Annotated in this window: 13 protein-coding genes; 4 read left to right on the plus strand and 9 right to left on the minus strand. The window is 63.2% G+C overall.

Features of this window, described 5'->3' with window-relative positions:
- Positions 1-224: 224 nt before the first annotated feature.
- Positions 225-1,424: an S-methyl-5-thioribose kinase gene (gene mtnK, locus ACQUTP_RS10150; protein WP_004151657.1), complete on the minus strand. Its 1,200-nt coding sequence runs from the start codon at positions 1,422-1,424 to the stop codon at positions 225-227.
- Positions 1,425-1,525: 101 nt separating this feature from the next.
- Between mtnK and mtnA the strand changes: the two genes are divergently transcribed.
- On the plus strand, positions 1,526-2,554 hold the full coding sequence (gene mtnA, locus ACQUTP_RS10155) for an S-methyl-5-thioribose-1-phosphate isomerase (RefSeq protein ID WP_285755651.1): 1,029 nt from the start codon (positions 1,526-1,528) through the stop codon (positions 2,552-2,554).
- Between the two features lie 68 nt (positions 2,555-2,622).
- On the opposite strand, the gene ACQUTP_RS10160 is transcribed toward mtnA, so the two are convergent.
- The 7 genes from ACQUTP_RS10160 to codB all read right to left on the minus strand — a co-directional run bounded on the left by ACQUTP_RS10160 (position 2,623) and on the right by codB (position 11,143).
- A complete protein-coding gene (locus tag ACQUTP_RS10160; protein ID WP_285755653.1) occupies positions 2,623-3,891 on the minus strand; it encodes a histidine phosphatase family protein in 1,269 nt (422 codons plus the stop codon).
- Positions 3,892-3,917: 26 nt separating this feature from the next.
- Complete coding sequence (locus ACQUTP_RS10165) at positions 3,918-5,276, minus strand: MFS transporter (protein ID WP_023319949.1); 1,359 nt, start codon at positions 5,274-5,276, stop codon at positions 3,918-3,920.
- A 110-nt stretch (positions 5,277-5,386) separates the two neighbouring features.
- The gene (locus tag ACQUTP_RS10170; protein WP_043521680.1) at positions 5,387-6,196 is read right to left on the minus strand and encodes an inositol monophosphatase family protein; all 810 of its coding nucleotides are present in this window, start codon (positions 6,194-6,196) and stop codon (positions 5,387-5,389) included.
- A gap of 121 nt (positions 6,197-6,317) precedes the next feature.
- On the minus strand, positions 6,318-7,268 hold the full coding sequence (locus tag ACQUTP_RS10175) for a LacI family DNA-binding transcriptional regulator (protein WP_072140537.1): 951 nt from the start codon (positions 7,266-7,268) through the stop codon (positions 6,318-6,320).
- A 145-nt stretch (positions 7,269-7,413) separates the two neighbouring features.
- Complete coding sequence (gene codA / locus ACQUTP_RS10180) at positions 7,414-8,652, minus strand: cytosine deaminase (protein ID WP_285755655.1); 1,239 nt, start codon at positions 8,650-8,652, stop codon at positions 7,414-7,416.
- Entirely contained in the window at positions 8,649-9,884 is a 1,236-nt protein-coding gene (locus ACQUTP_RS10185; protein WP_017899072.1) for a PucR family transcriptional regulator, read from the minus strand. The genes codA and ACQUTP_RS10185 overlap by 4 nt, the downstream gene beginning before the upstream one ends.
- On the minus strand, positions 9,881-11,143 hold the full coding sequence (gene codB, locus ACQUTP_RS10190; protein WP_017899073.1) for a cytosine permease: 1,263 nt from the start codon (positions 11,141-11,143) through the stop codon (positions 9,881-9,883). The genes ACQUTP_RS10185 and codB overlap by 4 nt, the downstream gene beginning before the upstream one ends.
- A 451-nt stretch (positions 11,144-11,594) precedes the next feature.
- On the opposite strand from codB, the gene ACQUTP_RS10195 reads away from it, so the two are divergent.
- Genes ACQUTP_RS10195 through ACQUTP_RS10205 form a run of 3 tightly spaced genes read left to right on the plus strand, consistent with a single transcriptional unit; the run spans position 11,595 to position 14,737 of the window.
- Complete coding sequence (locus ACQUTP_RS10195; RefSeq protein WP_165707882.1) at positions 11,595-12,203, plus strand: methylthioribulose 1-phosphate dehydratase; 609 nt, start codon at positions 11,595-11,597, stop codon at positions 12,201-12,203.
- Between the two features lie 12 nt (positions 12,204-12,215).
- Entirely contained in the window at positions 12,216-13,712 is a 1,497-nt protein-coding gene (locus ACQUTP_RS10200) for an FGGY-family carbohydrate kinase (protein WP_257708169.1), read from the plus strand.
- The gene (locus ACQUTP_RS10205; RefSeq protein WP_004885809.1) at positions 13,709-14,737 is read left to right on the plus strand and encodes a 2-hydroxyacid dehydrogenase; all 1,029 of its coding nucleotides are present in this window, start codon (positions 13,709-13,711) and stop codon (positions 14,735-14,737) included. The genes ACQUTP_RS10200 and ACQUTP_RS10205 overlap by 4 nt, the downstream gene beginning before the upstream one ends.
- A 42-nt stretch (positions 14,738-14,779) precedes the next feature.
- On the opposite strand, the gene ACQUTP_RS10210 is transcribed toward ACQUTP_RS10205, so the two are convergent.
- A complete protein-coding gene (locus ACQUTP_RS10210; protein ID WP_032455712.1) occupies positions 14,780-15,721 on the minus strand; it encodes a carbohydrate kinase family protein in 942 nt (313 codons plus the stop codon).
- Positions 15,722-15,731 lie beyond the last annotated feature (10 nt).

The following is a 15,731-nucleotide window of genomic DNA, read 5'->3' on the forward strand; positions in this document are numbered from 1 at the left end:
CCGGGGTGAGGACAAGGTAAAAGCAAAATTGTGCCCGCATTTCTGCCGGGTGGCGGCTTTCGCCTTACCCGGCCTACGAAAGACTGCAACATCAAACCGTTATGCGGTTATCTGTAGGCCCGCGCAAGCGCAGCGCCGCCGGGCAATCCCAGAAAATTGCACTTTTTAGGGCTTGCCCCCTCACCTTGTGGGAGAGGGGTGGGGTGAGGGAAAACAGGCCGCACTCAGCTGTACTGGCGCACTCGCGCCAGCAGCTCGTCGACGCTGTCGATACGCTCGGCCAGCACGATCAGCGCTCTGCCGAGGGTAATGGCGTGGCGCAGGCACTCATGACGCATGGCATCGTCCTGGATAGTGTCGATATCCGCGACGTGCGACAGTCCGACGCTGCGGCGGATCAGTTCGCTGCCGCAGAAGCCGACCGCGTCCGCCCACACCTTTTTCAGAAAGGCGGAGGCATAGCCGGGGTAAGCCAGCGCCGCGTCGCGGGTTTTCTCCGCCGCCAGCGCCTGGAAGCGCTCGGCAAAGGTGGTCCACAGTTGGTGGATGTCGTTCAGCCGCTGCTCGCGCGCGGCGGCGGCATCGCGAATGCCGAGCTGGCCCGGCAGGCCGCAATAGTTCAGCAGCAGGTTGCCGATGGCGGTGCCGATATCGAAGCCGATGGGGCCGAAGTAGCCGAACTCGGCGTCGATGGCCTTCAGGCTGCCTTCGGCAACGAAGATCGACCCGCTGTGGATATCGCCGTGCAGCAGCGCTTCCGCATGGGCAAAGAAACGGTGCTTCAGCGCCGCCACCGCCAGCTTAAGCTGGGCGTCGTCGCGCAGGGCGGCGACATCGGCCTCCAGCTCCGCCGGGTAGTTATTGCGCTCGTGGATCTGATACGGGTCGTTAAAGAACAGATCCTCGGTGATCTCGCACATCGCCGGGTTAATAAACTGCGCTACCTGCGCTTTTTTCTCGTGGGGATGAAGATAGAAATCGCTGGTGTGAAACAGCACCTGCGCCAGATAGTCGCCAAGCTGACGGGCCGCCTGAGGGTAGTAGACGTTAGCGATAAGCTCCCCGCGCCAGATGCGGTGGTCGGAAAGATCTTCCATCACCATCACCGCCAGCTCGGGATCAAAGTGATGGATTTTTACCGTGTGCTGCGGGCTGTGCTGATAGTGGGCGACCAGGGTCTGCGCTTCGAGACGGGCGCGGTCGAGGGTCAGCGGCCAGGATTCGCCGACGCAGCGCACGTAGGGCAGGGCCTGTTTGACGATCGCCCGGCTGACGCCCTGGCGATCGAACACTTTAAACACCAGATTGAGGTTGCCATCGCCCACTTCCTGCGCGCTGACCAGCTCAGATGGGTTGTCGATGCCGGCGAACTGCTGCGCGTAAGCCACGGCGTCATGGGCGGTGAAGGTATGGTATTGCGACATTGCCTCGATCCTCGAATTCTGATTAAGCCGTTCAGACGTCTATACTTCTGGATTCCATCCTGACACAATGTGATACAACAACGCAACAGGGATTTAACGACATGCAGACATTACAGACCACCAGCCTGCGGGTGAGTGAAAATCAGCTTTTTATTCTCGACCAGCAGGCCTTGCCGCAGGAAAAACGCTGGCTGGCGGCGGATAACGTTGCGCTGCTGGTGGACCATATTCACGCCCTGCGGGTGCGCGGCGCGCCGTTGATTGGCCTGTCCGCCAGCCTGCTGCTGGCCCTGCTGGCCCAGCGCGGCCTGAGCCGGGATGAACTCCAGCTGGCGCTGGAGACGCTGCGCGCGGCGCGGCCGACGGCGGTCAACCTGATGAATAATCTGGATCGCATGAAGCAGGCGCTGGCCCGGGAGGATTACCCGCAGGCGCTGGAAGCGGAAGCCTTGCGTCTGGTCGTAGAAGATAAACAGCTGTGCGACCGCATCGCTGAGGCGGGCAGTGCGCTGGTGAAGCCCGACAGTCGACTGCTGACCCACTGCAACACCGGTGGCCTGGCGACCGCCGGGGTAGGTACCGCCCTGGGGGTCATTGCGCTGGCGCATCAGCAGGGAAAAGTGGCCAGCGTGTGGGTCGATGAAACCCGGCCGCTGCTGCAGGGCGGTCGTTTAACCGCCTGGGAGCTGGGCGAGCTGGGCGTGCCCTATCAGCTGATCGCCGATTCAATGGCCGCCAGCCTGATGGCGCAAGGGAAGGTGGATGCGGTGTGGGTCGGCGCCGACCGCATCGCCGCCAACGGCGACGTGGCGAATAAAATCGGCACCTATTCCCTGGCGGTATTGGCCCATTACCACCAGATCCCGTTTTATGTCGCTGCGCCGCAGACGACCCTTGACCGCCATTGCCCGAACGGGGCGGCCATTCCCATTGAGCAGCGCGCCGCGGCCGAAGTGACCGGAGTGGCGGGCAGCTTTGGCGCGGTACAGTGGGCGCCGACCGGGGCCGCCGTGTACAATCCGGCGTTCGATGTCACGCCTGCTGGGCTGATAAGCGGCTGGGTGCTGGACAGCGGGGTGGTCACCCCGGCGCAGGTCTCCGCCGGGGCGTTTGCGCCGGATAACGGATAACGGATAACGGATAACGGACGCCGTGCCGGGCCTGGAAAAAACGGCTTTCCCGGGCCCGGCAAACGCCGCTACGGCAGGACCATCGCTACCGTCGGGGCGGAGGGCCGATCGATACGCTGACCCAGCGCGGTGATGGCCGCCTGGAAGGGGCACAGCGTACCGACGTCGGTCTGACGGCAGCCCGGCTGACGCCACTCCTGACGCAGCATCGGGTGCTGCGCGTCCGGCGTCTGCAGACGACGCAGGTCGTCGAGGCCTTGCGCCTGGAAATAGACCCGCAGATAGCGTTCACCGCTCTTCGCGTCGCGCCAGCGCTCCAGCACCAGGCTACTGCCCGGCGGGATATTCCCCCGGCTGTAGCCCGGCAGCTGCCAGCTAAAGTTCATCAGCGTGCGCACCATGGCGATGTTGGTGTCATGCGCCACCAGCAGCAGCCAGCGTACGTTCGGACTCGCCTCTGGTTTGACGCCGTCGAGCATGGCGTTGAGCAGCACCGACCCGCGTTTTTGCGCGGTATACAGCACGTCGTTACTCAGATCGTAGTTTTCCGTTAACAGCGGCAGCAGGGCCGTGATCTGACTGGCCTGGGCGATCTTGCCCCACGCCAGCTGGCTGAGAGGCAGGTTTTCACTCCAGCCGAGACGCAGCGTTTCCACCATATTGGCCATCACGCTCAGTCCGCTAATGGTGGTCTTGCCGCTTTTGCTCTGCTCGACCTGCCATGGGGTATCGAAGATCGGGCAGGGCTTATCGGCCTGGCAAACCGCCTGTTTCAATAGCTGGATAGTCGGCGCCAGCGCCTGCCGACGCTGCGCCAGATCCCCGGCCTTCTCTTTCACCGCCGCCAGCTGGCGGGCGGGGTCGGTTTGCGTGGCGGCGAACTTGTCGGTCTGAAACAGCGGATCGGCATCCCCGCTGACGTAATGGATAGCGACGCCACAGCCGGGGAAGGCGCCATCCACCAGCGCCTGGGCGGTCGCCCGCGTCCGCTGCAGCGGACTGGCGCGCACGTAAATCGACTCCGCCGTCGGGCATCCCGCCTGCAGCAGGCCGAGCTGGCGATAGTGCTGGCCTTCCTCACGCCCTTTGTTGACCACGGCGGTATAGCCATGACCGGTGAGCTCGCCGTCATGGGTGGTCCACTCGGTCCATGGACGTCCGGTGGCGGCCTCGATGGCTTCCCGGTTGCCGGCCGTCGGCGGACGAATGCCGTGGCGGCTAAGCTCCACCACTTTCTCCAGCTGCCAGTCTGCGGCGGCGGCTGATTGCAGCGCCAGCAGCGGCAGCGCGCAGGCGATAAACAGGCGTAACAGCCCCTGATGTCTTGCAGGCATCATATCTTCTTCCTTAATTCGTTAATCGGTTATGAGGAGAACGAGGTCTGCCGTTCGACGGCATGGCGCCGGGCGACGATGGCGGCAGTGGTAAAACAGAGTAGCGCGGAACCCAGACCGGTACCCACCCAGAACAGCGCCAACGTGCTGAAATCATACAGCGTTTTGCCGTTCTCAAGGATAGCTGTTTTATCAATAATGATCCCGGTGAGAAACTCGCCCAGGCCGGCGCCGGCGTAGCTGGCGATGCCGATGGTGCCGAGCGCGGCCCCCGCCGCTTTGCGCGAGGAGATATCGACGGCGATCAGCCCGCCGAGGAAGCAGGTCAGAGCGCCAATGGTGGCCCCGAAGATAATCATCGCCAGAATATCAGTGTAATAATTGTGCGGCGACCAGAGCATCAGGGCGAAGCCGGCGGTGTTCAGCAGGCTGATAAACCCGGCCATCACGCTGCGGTTGCGCGGGAAAAAGCGGTCGGAGAGCATGCCGGCAATGATGGTCCCGGCGATGCCGGCGATGGCGTTGACGCCGATAATCCCGGATGCCTCCAGCGTGGAATAGGCTTTATCCTGCTCGAGGAAGAAGATCCCCCAGGAGTTGACGGCGTAGCGGTCGATGTACATAAAGGCGGAGGCGAGGGCGAGGGTCCACAGCGCCGGGTTGCGCAGCGCCAGCAACTGGTTTTTAAACACCGAGCCGCGGGCTTCGACCTCCTCCTGCGGTTCATCGCGGATGACGTTGATGGACGGGAAGCCGCTGCTCTGCGGCGAATCGTGCATGAACAGCACCAACAGCACCACGCCGGCGGCGCCGAGCGCGGCGGTGGACAGGTAGCCCATCTGCCAGCCAAACCCGGCGATCACCGCGGCGATCACCATATAGGTGACGGCCTCGCCGATATTATGCGCCGTCGACCAGATGCCATAGAAGGTGCCGCGCTCTTTAACGCCGTACCAGCGCGCCAGCGAGACCGCGCAGGGGCCGACGCCCATCGACTGCGCCCAGCCGTTGATCCCCCAGAAGATGGCCAGCAGCAGGGCGTTGGTGGTCATCCCCATCATCAGGTTCATCCCGGCGCTGAGCAATAAACCGAGGCTCATATAGCGCACCACGTTGGCGTGATCGGCGATAAAGCCATTGACCAGCTTGCCGATGGCGTAGCTGAAGAACAGAGTGGAGCCGATCATGCCGAGCTCCGTCGGGGTGATCCCCAACTCCACCAGCGCGCTTTTGGCGACGGTGAAGGATAACCGGCAGACGTAAAAGGTGACGTAGGCTAGGGTCATGGCGATAAAGGTTTGCCAGCGCACCCGGCGAAAACGCTGTTCATCAAACGCGGCGCCCGCTTTCGGCGGCGACGCCCGGAAAAAAGCGATAATTCCAGACATAGGTGGTTCTCCGCAGGTCGGAGGCCTGACTGATTGATGTGGTTCGTCCGTGAATGAAGTTATCGTTACTGTGTAGAGTACATAATCAGAAATAGCCTGACCCGTAAGGGTTAATGTAATGGTTGTGGGATCATCTTTTTCAGCTGCGGGTAGAGCGTTGAGCTGGCCAGCAGCAGCGGGTTGCCGCGCTGGATCCCCTCCTGCGCCAGAAAATCGTTGCTGGCGCCGCCCGCTTCGCGCATCAGCACCAGCCCCGGCAGGGCGTCCCACGGGTTCATGTGCGGCTCGTAGTAGCCAATCAACCGGCCTGCCGCCGCCCAGGCGCTCATCAGCGCGCCGGAGCCGTTGCGGATAAACATGCCGCCGTCGCTGAGCAGCGCCTGCAGAAACGGCAGAAAGTCCGCCGGGGTGACGCGATGCGAGGTGCCGACGCCCATCACTCCCTCCCTGACCGTCGCCGCGGGGTGCGGACGGATCGGGGCGTCATTGAGCCAGGCGCCATGACCCCGCAGGGCGTGAAACAGCTCGCGATGGTTGGGGTCGTAGACCACGCCGATGACCGGTTCGCCGTCGGCGACGATCGCCAGCGACAGGCACCAGGTATGCAGGCCGTTGAGGAAACAGCTGGTGCCATCAATGGGGTCGACTACCCACAGCACTCGCGCGTCGGGCAGGCGGGCGCCGCTCTCTTCGCCGAGAAAGCCATCCTCCGGAAACGCGCTCTGAATACGCTGTTTCACAAAGGCCTCCACCCGCTTATCGGCCACGCTGACCACGTCCTGCAGGTCGTCGCCTTTATGGTCGACGGTCAGCGCTTCGCGTTGCTGATAGTATTCAAACGCCAGCTCAGCCCCTGCTTTCGCCAGCTCGCAGGCCAGGCGGTAGCGGGCCTGTAGCGCTTCTGATTCCTGAGATTGCATATTGACTCCCTATTTTGCACACGTGTGCATTTTGCGTGAAAAAAACAGCCCCGAAGGGCCGAATGAGTGTGGCCGGGTTTCGCAGAAGATTCTGTGATCGCTCCAGCATAAAATGATTTTTTCATTTCGCACTTTGACGAATAATTAATTTCACCGGCACTTCGCGATGGCGCGAGGGCAGGCTGAAGCGGGCGATCCGCGTCATTAACAGATCCACCGCGTGGTGGGCCAGCAGGGCGGTATTCTGCTGAACGGTGGTAAGCTGGTAGGGTTGCCAGTCCGCCTGCGGGATATCGTCAAAGCCGACGATGGCCGGCAGCGGGGCAGCGGCGTCCCGCAGGCCGTCCTGGGCGCCCAGCGCCAGCATATCGGTAGCGCAAAACAGCGCCTGCACCCCGGGATTTTCAGCAACGAATTCTCTGGCAGCCTGGTAGCCAGCCTGATAGCCGCCGCCGTCGCAGAAGCGGCTGGTCACCGTCATGCCCGACGTCTGCGCGATGAAAGCGTCATAACGCTGGCGGGTGCTGAAGTTCTCGCGATTTTCGCCTATAAAGCCAACCTGCCGCCAGCCTCGACGACTGAACAAGCCCGCCACCAGCTTCGCCCCCTGGGCGTTATCGCTGCACACCCGGTCGCAGCCGGCGAGATCCGCATGACGGTTGATCAGGGTGACGGGGATCTTGCGCGCCAGATACTCTTCCGCCAGCGACAGCGGCGGCGCGCCGGAAGTGATGATCACCCCGGCGACGTGGTAGCTCAGCAGTTGCTTAAGCGAAGGGGCGAGCTGCTGCGGATCGTCAGCGTTCATCAGCAGCGGCATAAAGCCGTTGAGCGCCAGCTGATGGACCAGCGGCGCCAGCAGTTTGCTGCGAAACGGGTTGTCGAAACCGGCGGTGACGATGCCGATAAAATTACTGCTGCCGGTGATCATCGTCCGGGCGATGATATTCACCTGATAGCCCAGAGCTTCCGCGGCGTTCAGCACCTTCTGCCGGGTCTTCTCCGACACCGAGGCGCCGGGGGTGAAGGTGCGGGAGACCGCCGAGCGCGAGACCCCGGCCAGTCTGGCCACGTCCTCGGCCTTAATCCATTTTTTATCGCTCATCGTCGTTTCGCGCCGTCTGTTTTCCAGGAAGCCGACGCCCGGACGGGCGTCGGTCACGCACACTGCCTGAAAAGGTATCACAGAAAGGCGCCGACGCGCAGCGCCTTGCGCCTTATGCCGGATAGCGGATGTGCTCCACCTCACGCTGCAAAATCACCTTGCCGTGGCGAATGGAGGTCAGCACCCGCGCCTGGCGGCGGACGGCCTCGTAGTCGTTTTCCGCATCGAGGATCAACAGGTTAGCCGGGCGGCCTTCGGCGAGGCCGTAGTTATCGCCCAGACAAAGCGCCCGGGCGCTGTTGTCGGTGACGAAGTCGAGACAGCGCTGCAGATCGTCATAGCCGAGCATATGGCAGATGTGCAGTCCGGCATCCAGAATGCGCAGGATATTGCCATTCCCCAGCGGATACCACGGATCCTGAATCGAGTCCTGAGCAAAGCAGACGTTGATGCCGGCGCGAGCCAGCTCCGCCACCCGGGTGACGCCGCGCCGTTTTGGCCAGCTGTCAAACCGGCCCTGCAGATGAATGCTTTCGGTCGGGCAGGAGATAAAGTTGATCCCCGAGGCTTTCAGCAGGCGAAACAGCTTCGAACAGTAGGCGTTATCATAAGAGCCCATCGCGCAGGTGTGGCTGGCGGTGACCTGCGCCCCCATACCGCGCACCCGGGCCTCTTCCGCCAGCACTTCGAGGAAACGCGACTGCGGGTCGTCGATTTCATCGCAGTGGACATCCACCAGGCGGCCGTAGCGCTGGGCGAGGTCCATCAAAAACATCACCGAGCTGACCCCTTTGTCGCGGGTATTCTCATAGTGCGGAATGCCGCCCACCACGTCGGCGCCCATCTCGATGGCGCGCGTCATCAGCTCCCGGCCGTTGGGATACGATTCGATCCCCTCCTGCGGAAAGGCGACAATCTGTAGATCGATGAGATCGGCGGCCTCTTGTTTCACCGCCAGCAGCGCCTGCAGGGCCGCCAGCGACGGGTCGGTGACATCCACATGGGTCCGGACGTGCTGAACGCCGAAATCGCGCAGCATGCCGATGGTTTTCAGCGCCCGCTGGCGGGTGTCCTCCGGGGTAATGCTCGCTTTGCGCTGGCTCCAGCGGGTGATGCCTTCAAACAGGGTGCCGCTGCGGTTCCACTCCGGCTCGCCCGCGGTTAGGGTGGCGTCAAGATGGATATGCGGCTCGACGAAGGGCGGGATCGCCAGCCGACCCTGGGCGTCGATATCCCCGGTGTCGGCGGTCCGCATCGCGGTTTGGGCGGTCATGCCGCGAATGATGCCGTCCTGCAGCTCAAGGGTAAACAGCGCCTCCTGGCGGCGCAGGCGGGCGTTAACAATTTTCATGGTTGGTCCTGTAAATGGTTTTGCGATAAACGCCAGATCACCAGCGCGACCGAGGCGTTGAGATGAAACTGAGGGTGGCTGACCGGGTAGCCGGTCAGTTTTTCAATACGCTGGATGCGCTGATGCAGGGTGTTGCGATGGAGACCCAGCCGGTCGGCGGCTCGCACCACGTTGCCGTTCTCCTGCAGCAGCGTCTCGAGGGTCTCCAGCAGCAGCCACGGCGCTTTACGGCCCGGCTCGATCAGGCAGCCCAGGGTGTCGTGCATAAAATCGTTGAGCAGCGCCGGGTCGCTGACCGCGGACAGCAGTTTGATAAACCCCAACTGCTGATAGTCGCTGATGCGCTGGGTCGGCCGCAGGGTTTCGCACAGATCCAGCGCCTGGCGCGCCTGCGACAACGCCCGCGGGTAGCCCTGCAGCTGCCTGACCGGTGCCGAGAGGCCGCAGAGCAGTGACAAACGCTCTTCCCCCTCCGCCAGCGTCTGCAGCCACTGCTGCAGCCACTTTTTCTGCTGAAAGTCTTCCCCCTCCTCATCCGGCAGCAGGAAAAGGAACATGTTGCTGCGTTCCAGAAGCGGGAAGGGGTTGCCCTGCTGGTTGAGCTGCTGCTGCAGTTGCTGGCGCACGCTGCGGTGGGCCTGCTGCAGCCAGGCTTCGGCCTGTTCGGGCGGGTACTGGCGAAACAGGCGGGACAGCCCCTCCAGGCGCAGCGCCGCCAGCCGCAGCGGGCGGGTAAAATCGAGCTGCTGGTGGAGGGCGCGCTGGTGAAGCATCTGCAGGTCCGGATAGTCGCCGGTGACCAGCTGCATCAGGATGTCGCGCTGCGACTGAAGGGCGTTTTCGCTGCGGACCAGCGCGGTGCCGACCCGCTCGGTGACAATCACCATCTTCAGCAGGTAGGGCTGCTCGATCAGCGGAATGCCCAGCTCGTCGGCGAGGGCGATCAGCGTGGCGGGAATGGCGTGGATATAGGCCTCGCCGGTGAGGATCACCATCCCGGCGATGCCGCGCTGTTTGCCCTCCATCAGCAGCTGGATCAGGTTGGCTTCATCCCGGGGATGGTTGATGCCGGTGATAAAGACCAGCTCGCCGCCCATGATCCACTCGGCGATATGCTCATTTTCCGCCACGTAGTACCAGCGTACCGCCCGCTGCAGCCCTTGCTTTCCCGCCCGCAAACGCAGGGCGGAGAGTCCCTCAAGGGCCAGCAGTTCGCTGACCGTCAGGCTCATGGCTCTTGCTCCGCGACGGCGGCAGGCTGACGTTTGCTGACCATGGTCAGGGCGATATAGACCAGCGCGGAGACGGTGATCCCCACCAGCGGCGCGATCCACGGTGACAGATAAGCCACCACCGCGCCGGCGGCGTAGGCGCCGAGTCCCAGCCAGTTAAAACGCGGCAGGCGGGCGTTCTGCAGCAGGGGATAGCGCCCGCCGCGGGCGAACCAGTAGTCGGCGAGAATCACCCCGCCGATGGGCGGGATAATGCTGCCCAGCAGCACAAGGAACGGGATCAGCATTTCGTACATCCCGCCAATGGCCAGCACAATGCCCACCCCGGCGGCGGCGAGGGTCAGCGTGCGGCGGCGTTCGCTGCGCAGCAGATGGCAGGCGGCGGCGGAGACGTTATAGATGGTGGGGCCCTGGATGGTCAGCAGGTTGAGACACAGCATGATCACCGCGGCGACTGACAGCCCCTGCAGGATCAGCACTTCGACGATATCGGCCTGTTGATAAACGATGGCGCACCAGGCGCCGGCGACGATCATCAGCCCGTTGCCGATGAGGAAGCTGCCCATGCTGGCGAGAATGGCGGTCCGGCTGGAGTTGGCCAGCCGGGTCCAGTTTGTCGCCTGGGTGGCGCCGCTGGCGAAAGTGCCAAAGACCATGGTGATGGCCGCCGACCAGGTCATGGTGTCGCTCGGCGCAATGCGGGTCATCGCCTGCCAGCCGCCGGCGTGGTGCAGCGCCAGATACATGGAGACCACCAGCAGCACGAACATCAGCGGCACCGACAGGCGCGACAGCGCGTCCAGCCCCTTGTAGCCCACCAGCGCGGTGACGCAGAACAGAATGCCAAACAGCACCATCAGCGGCTGGGTCAGCGCCTCGGGCAGGGCGAGGATCTTCACCAGCGAGATAGCGACCGTGGCGGTCCCCCAGGCGTACCAGCCCAGCTCGGCAAAGCCAAGGATAAAATCGGCCAGCTTGCTGCCGATCTCCCCGAAGCAGAACCGGCCCATCAGCACCGTATTCAGGCCGCTGCGCGCGGCAATCCAGCCCAGCGATGCGGCATAGAGAGCCAGCAAGGCGTTGCCGATGACGGCTATCCACAGCAGATTAACGATGGAAAAGGAGACGCCGAGTTTGCCGCCGGCAAACATCGTGCCGGTGAAAAAGGTAAAACTGAATAACACCATGGCGATGGAAAATACGCCTTTACGTCCGGCGGTGGGCGCTTCGACGAGGGGAAAATCATTGCTGTTTGACATCCTGGAACCTCTGGCTGGTAGATGAGCGGTGATTGCCGGAAGTAGCAAGAGATGTGCCAGGAAAAACCGGGCATGAGGAATAGCGCATAGTGTGCAATGTGCACTGTTAATGAGGGATTCAGGAGGAGTAATGCCATTTTAGTGTGCATCCTGCCATGTTTTGCACCAGTCCGGGGCAGAGGAGGGCGGCGAGGGCATGCCTGGCGCAGAAGGAGAATTTCAGCCAGCACAATCCGCCAGCGTTGTGGCGCCAGGCAGCAGGGGATCGTAGCGGATTCACTGCGGTTGGTTAAATTGCTGTGAATAAAGGTTATTTAATATGCATTTATGATATAACCATTTGTCTTATGTGTGTTTCCTGAAATATTGTTCCCTCCGGTTAGCGGTGTTAGTATCGGATAAATAGCCATTTAGACGGCTAAACAAATCATCGCTAACCTAAGGAACTGCTATGTGGCAAGAAAGACTCGCGCAACTGGTCACCACCTGTCATTGGATCGGCGCGAAAGGCTGGGCGCCGGCGACCGGCGGCAATATGTCGGTGCGTCAGGATGATACCTGGTGCTGGCTAAGCGAGTCGGGCCGCGATAAAGGCTGCCTGACGACCGAGGATTTTCTGCAGGTGGAGATCGCCACCAATCAGGCCCCTTCCGGACGGAAACCGTCGGCGGAGACCGGCCTGCACACCCTGGTCTACCGCCTGTTCCCGGAGGCCAACGTGGTGCTGCATGTGCATACCGTCAATGCCACCGTGCTGTCGCGCATCGAAAAAAGCGACACGCTGGCGCTGCAGGGGTATGAAATGCAGAAAACCCTCAGCGGGCAGCACAGCCATCTCGATACCGTTCCGGTCGCCATCTTCGATAACGATCAGGATATTGACGCCCTGGCGGCGCGGATTGCCGATTATGCGCAAACCCGCCCGCTGCGTTACGGCTTTCTGCTGCGCGGACATGGCCTGACCTGCTGGGGGAAAGATATTCAGGAGGCCCGCCGGCAACTGGAGGGGCTGGAGTTCCTGTTCGAGTGCGAGCTGATGCGCCGCCGTTACGAGCCCTGAGCCGGAGCAGGTATGGATTTTTATCTTGGTATCGATATCGGCACCTCCCGGGTGAAAGCGGTGCTGTTTGATCAGCATTTCACCGCGCGCGCCAGCGCTGCGGAAAACACCTCCCCCCGCCTGTCGGCCAATGGCTACGCGGAACAGGATATGACCCAGCTGTGGCATTCGGTGCTGGCTATTCTGCGCCAGATTGCGCGCCACCCGGCGCTGCAGGAGGGGCGGCTGCGGGCTATCGGCCTCGCCGGGCAAGGGGAGGGGGTCTGGCTCAGCGATGCGCAGGGCGAACCGGTGGGGCCGGGGATCCTGTGGAGCGATACCCGCAGCCACGAGCTGATGAACGACCTGCTGCGCCGGCCCGGTTTTGACCGCCGCTATTTCGCCGATACCGGCACCCACCTGCAGCCCTGCAATACCAGCCTGCAGCTGTACTGGCTGAAACAGTATCAGCCGGAGCGGCTGGCGGCCGCGCGCTATCTGTTTTTCGCCAAGGACTGGATCCGCTTTCGCCTGACCGGCGTGGCGGCGCTGGAACTGACGGACGCCAGCAGCTCATTACTCAATCAGCAGAGCGGCAGCTGGTCCTCGGTGGTGATGAACGAGATGGGGCTGGACGAACTGCTGCCGCTGTTTCCCCCTCTGCTGGCCCCGGACGCTCCGGCCGGTACGCTGAGCGACGCGGTGGCGGCGCTGACCGGACTGCCCGCCGCGACGCCAGTGGCCGCCGGGGCGCTGGATGTCTGTAGCGCCGCGCTGGGCTGCGGCGCGGTCAACGAAGGGGATATCTACACGATCCTCGGCACCACCTGCTGTACCGGAATCGTTTGCCGCGGTCCGCAGACGGTGAACGAGGCGACGCGCTTCGTCACTCACACCGAAGCCGGGCAGGTGATCTCGCTGTTTCCGATGCAGGCCGGTACGCCAAACATTGACTGGCTGCAGCAGCATATTTCGCTGGACGCCGATCTGGGTCGGCTGGAGCAGGCGATCGCGGAGGTGGAGCCAGGCAGCGGCGGCGTCTTCTGGCAGCCGTATCTCAATGGCGAACGCGCGCCGTTTTACAGCCCTGACGCGCGGGCCGGCTTTATCGGCATTAGCCCGCATACCACCCGCGCCGAACTACAGCGCGCGGTGTTTGAAGGCCTGGCCTTCGCCATTGTCGATGCGCTGCAGGGTTATCCCCAGGGCGGCGAGCTGTATCTGACCGGCGGCGGCGCAGCCTCGGCCACCTGGCTGCAGATTATCGCCGACTGTACCGGGCGCACGGTGGTCTCCAGCGCCTTTAATGAACTAAGCGCGCGCGGTGCGGCGATTCTGGCGGCCCGCAGCGTCGCGGCGCTGGCCGAGACGCCTCCGCTGGCGCAGACCCGCTATCAGCCGCGCCCTCAGGCGCATGCCCGCTACGCGGCGCTGTATCCCGTTTATCGCCTGCTGCGTGAGCAGATGCTGCCGGTATGGCAGGCCAGGCAGGCCGCTCTTCAACGTCTTTCTCAGGAAGTACAACCATGAAAATCGTTTTTACCGCCGAGCATGCTGGCGACCTTAGCGCCTTCCACCAGCTGGGTGAGCTGCTGGTGGAGGGGTGGGCGCTGGGCAAACCGAAACTCAGCGCCGGTCAGCTGATTGAGCTGGCCCACGACGCTGAGGTGCTGGTGACCAGCTATGATGAGGTGACGGATGCGGTGATGGCCGCCTGTCCGCGCCTGCAGGTGATCGCCTGTACCCGCGCGAATCCGGTGAATATTGATACCCAGGCCGCGCAGGCGCGCGGCATCCGGGTACTCTACACCCCGGGGCGCAATGCCGATGCCGCCGCGGAGCTGACGCTTGGCCTGATGCTCAGCCTGGCGCGCCATATTCCGCAATCCCATGCGGCGCTGAAGCGGGGGGAATTCACGCAGGCTGACAATGCCGCCGCCGCCACCCAGCAGGGGTTGCGCCGGGATGTGGTCTGGGACGTGAGTCCGGAAAGCCCCTATGAAGTGTTTAAGGGCAGTGAACTGCGCAATAAAACGCTGGGCCTGGTGGGGTATGGCAACATTGGCCGCCGGGTGGCGCGTATCGCCCGGGCGTTCGGTATGGCGGTGCGGGTGGTGGATCCGTTCGTCGCCGCAGAGGATATCAATGAGCCAGGGCTACAGAAAACCACCCTGGAGGCGCTGTTCCGTGAGGCGGATATCGTCAGCCTGCATCTGAGCAGCGGGCCGCACAGCGACGGGCTGGTGAATGCGGCGCTGCTAAACAGCATGAAGCCCGGCGCGCTGCTGATCAATACCTCCCGCGCGGCGGTGGTCGACGAAGCGGCGCTGATTGAGGCTCTGCGTCACGGCCCGTTGGGCGGCGCGGCGCTGGACGTGTATCATCGCGAACCGCTGTGGCGCGATCACCCTTTTGTCACCGAGTTCGATAACGTGATTATCACGCCGCATATCGCCGGGGCCACCCGGGAGAGTATCGCCAAACACACGGCGATGATCGCCGCCGATCTTCAGCGCTATGTCGCCGGGGAGCCGCTGCTGTACCAGTGGCGTTAAGCCGCTTGCGCCGCCGCGTCCTGCAGCGGCGTGGGTCCAACGTCAGGGGCGATGGGCCGCCATAAAAGCCTGGGTCTGTTCCCAGTCTACCACCCCGGCATCCGAGCCCATCCCGGTCGCCACCAGCGCGGCCACCGCCGAGGCGACGTCGCACGCCGCTTTCACGCTGAGCCCGCGCGCCAGCGCGGCAATAAACCCGCCGCAGTAGCTGTCGCCGCAGCCGGTGGTATCCACCGCCTCGACGGGCCACGGCGCAATATGCTCCAGCGCGCCATCGCGGCCGATAAGCCAGGAACCGTTCTCGCCGTCTTTCAGAATGCAGGTGCCCACGCCCAGCGCGAAGAAAAAGCGGGCGATGGCCTCCGGCTGCGTCTCCCCGGAGAGAAAGGCGGCTTCCTCCAGCGAAGGCATAAAATAATCCACCGACGGCAGCAGGGGCCGCAGCAGTTCCAGGGTGTGTTCATTCGGCGCGATAAGGTCAAAGCTGGTGGTGACTCCACGCGTTTTGGCCGCCTGCAGCAGCCGTGCGCTCTGTCCCTGGTCCATTGCCGCCAGCAGTCCGCTCCCGCCGTGATGCAGGAAGCGACAGTCAAGGACGGCGTCAAATTCCGCTTCACTGACGAACAGGGCGTCAGACGCGCCCCGGCAGTGCAGGGCCGGACGTTCGCCGTTGGGGCGAATCGGCAGGATCGTCGCCGAGGTCTCCTTCAGCGCGGTGCGCTGGATAAGCGAGCAGTCAATGCCCAGCCGGGCATAGCTGGCGAGGATAAAGTCGGCCTTTTCATCTTCGCCCAGGCAGGCCACCGCCGCGGTGCGGATCCCGAGCTTCGCGGCGTTAATATTAGCCCCCGCAGCGGTGCCGGCGGGGTTGAGGCGAATTTGCTCAATAAAAGCGACGCCACCGCGCGGCGGGATCGCCACCACCGGGCGCCCGGCAATATCCAGAATAGTCAGGCCGACAAATACGGCGTCAAAGGTTGCCATCGTTCTCCCG

The sequence above is a fragment of the Klebsiella sp. 2-CIP_Kleb. genome, assembly GCF_050378715.1.
Taxonomy (GTDB): domain Bacteria; phylum Pseudomonadota; class Gammaproteobacteria; order Enterobacterales; family Enterobacteriaceae; genus Klebsiella; species Klebsiella quasipneumoniae.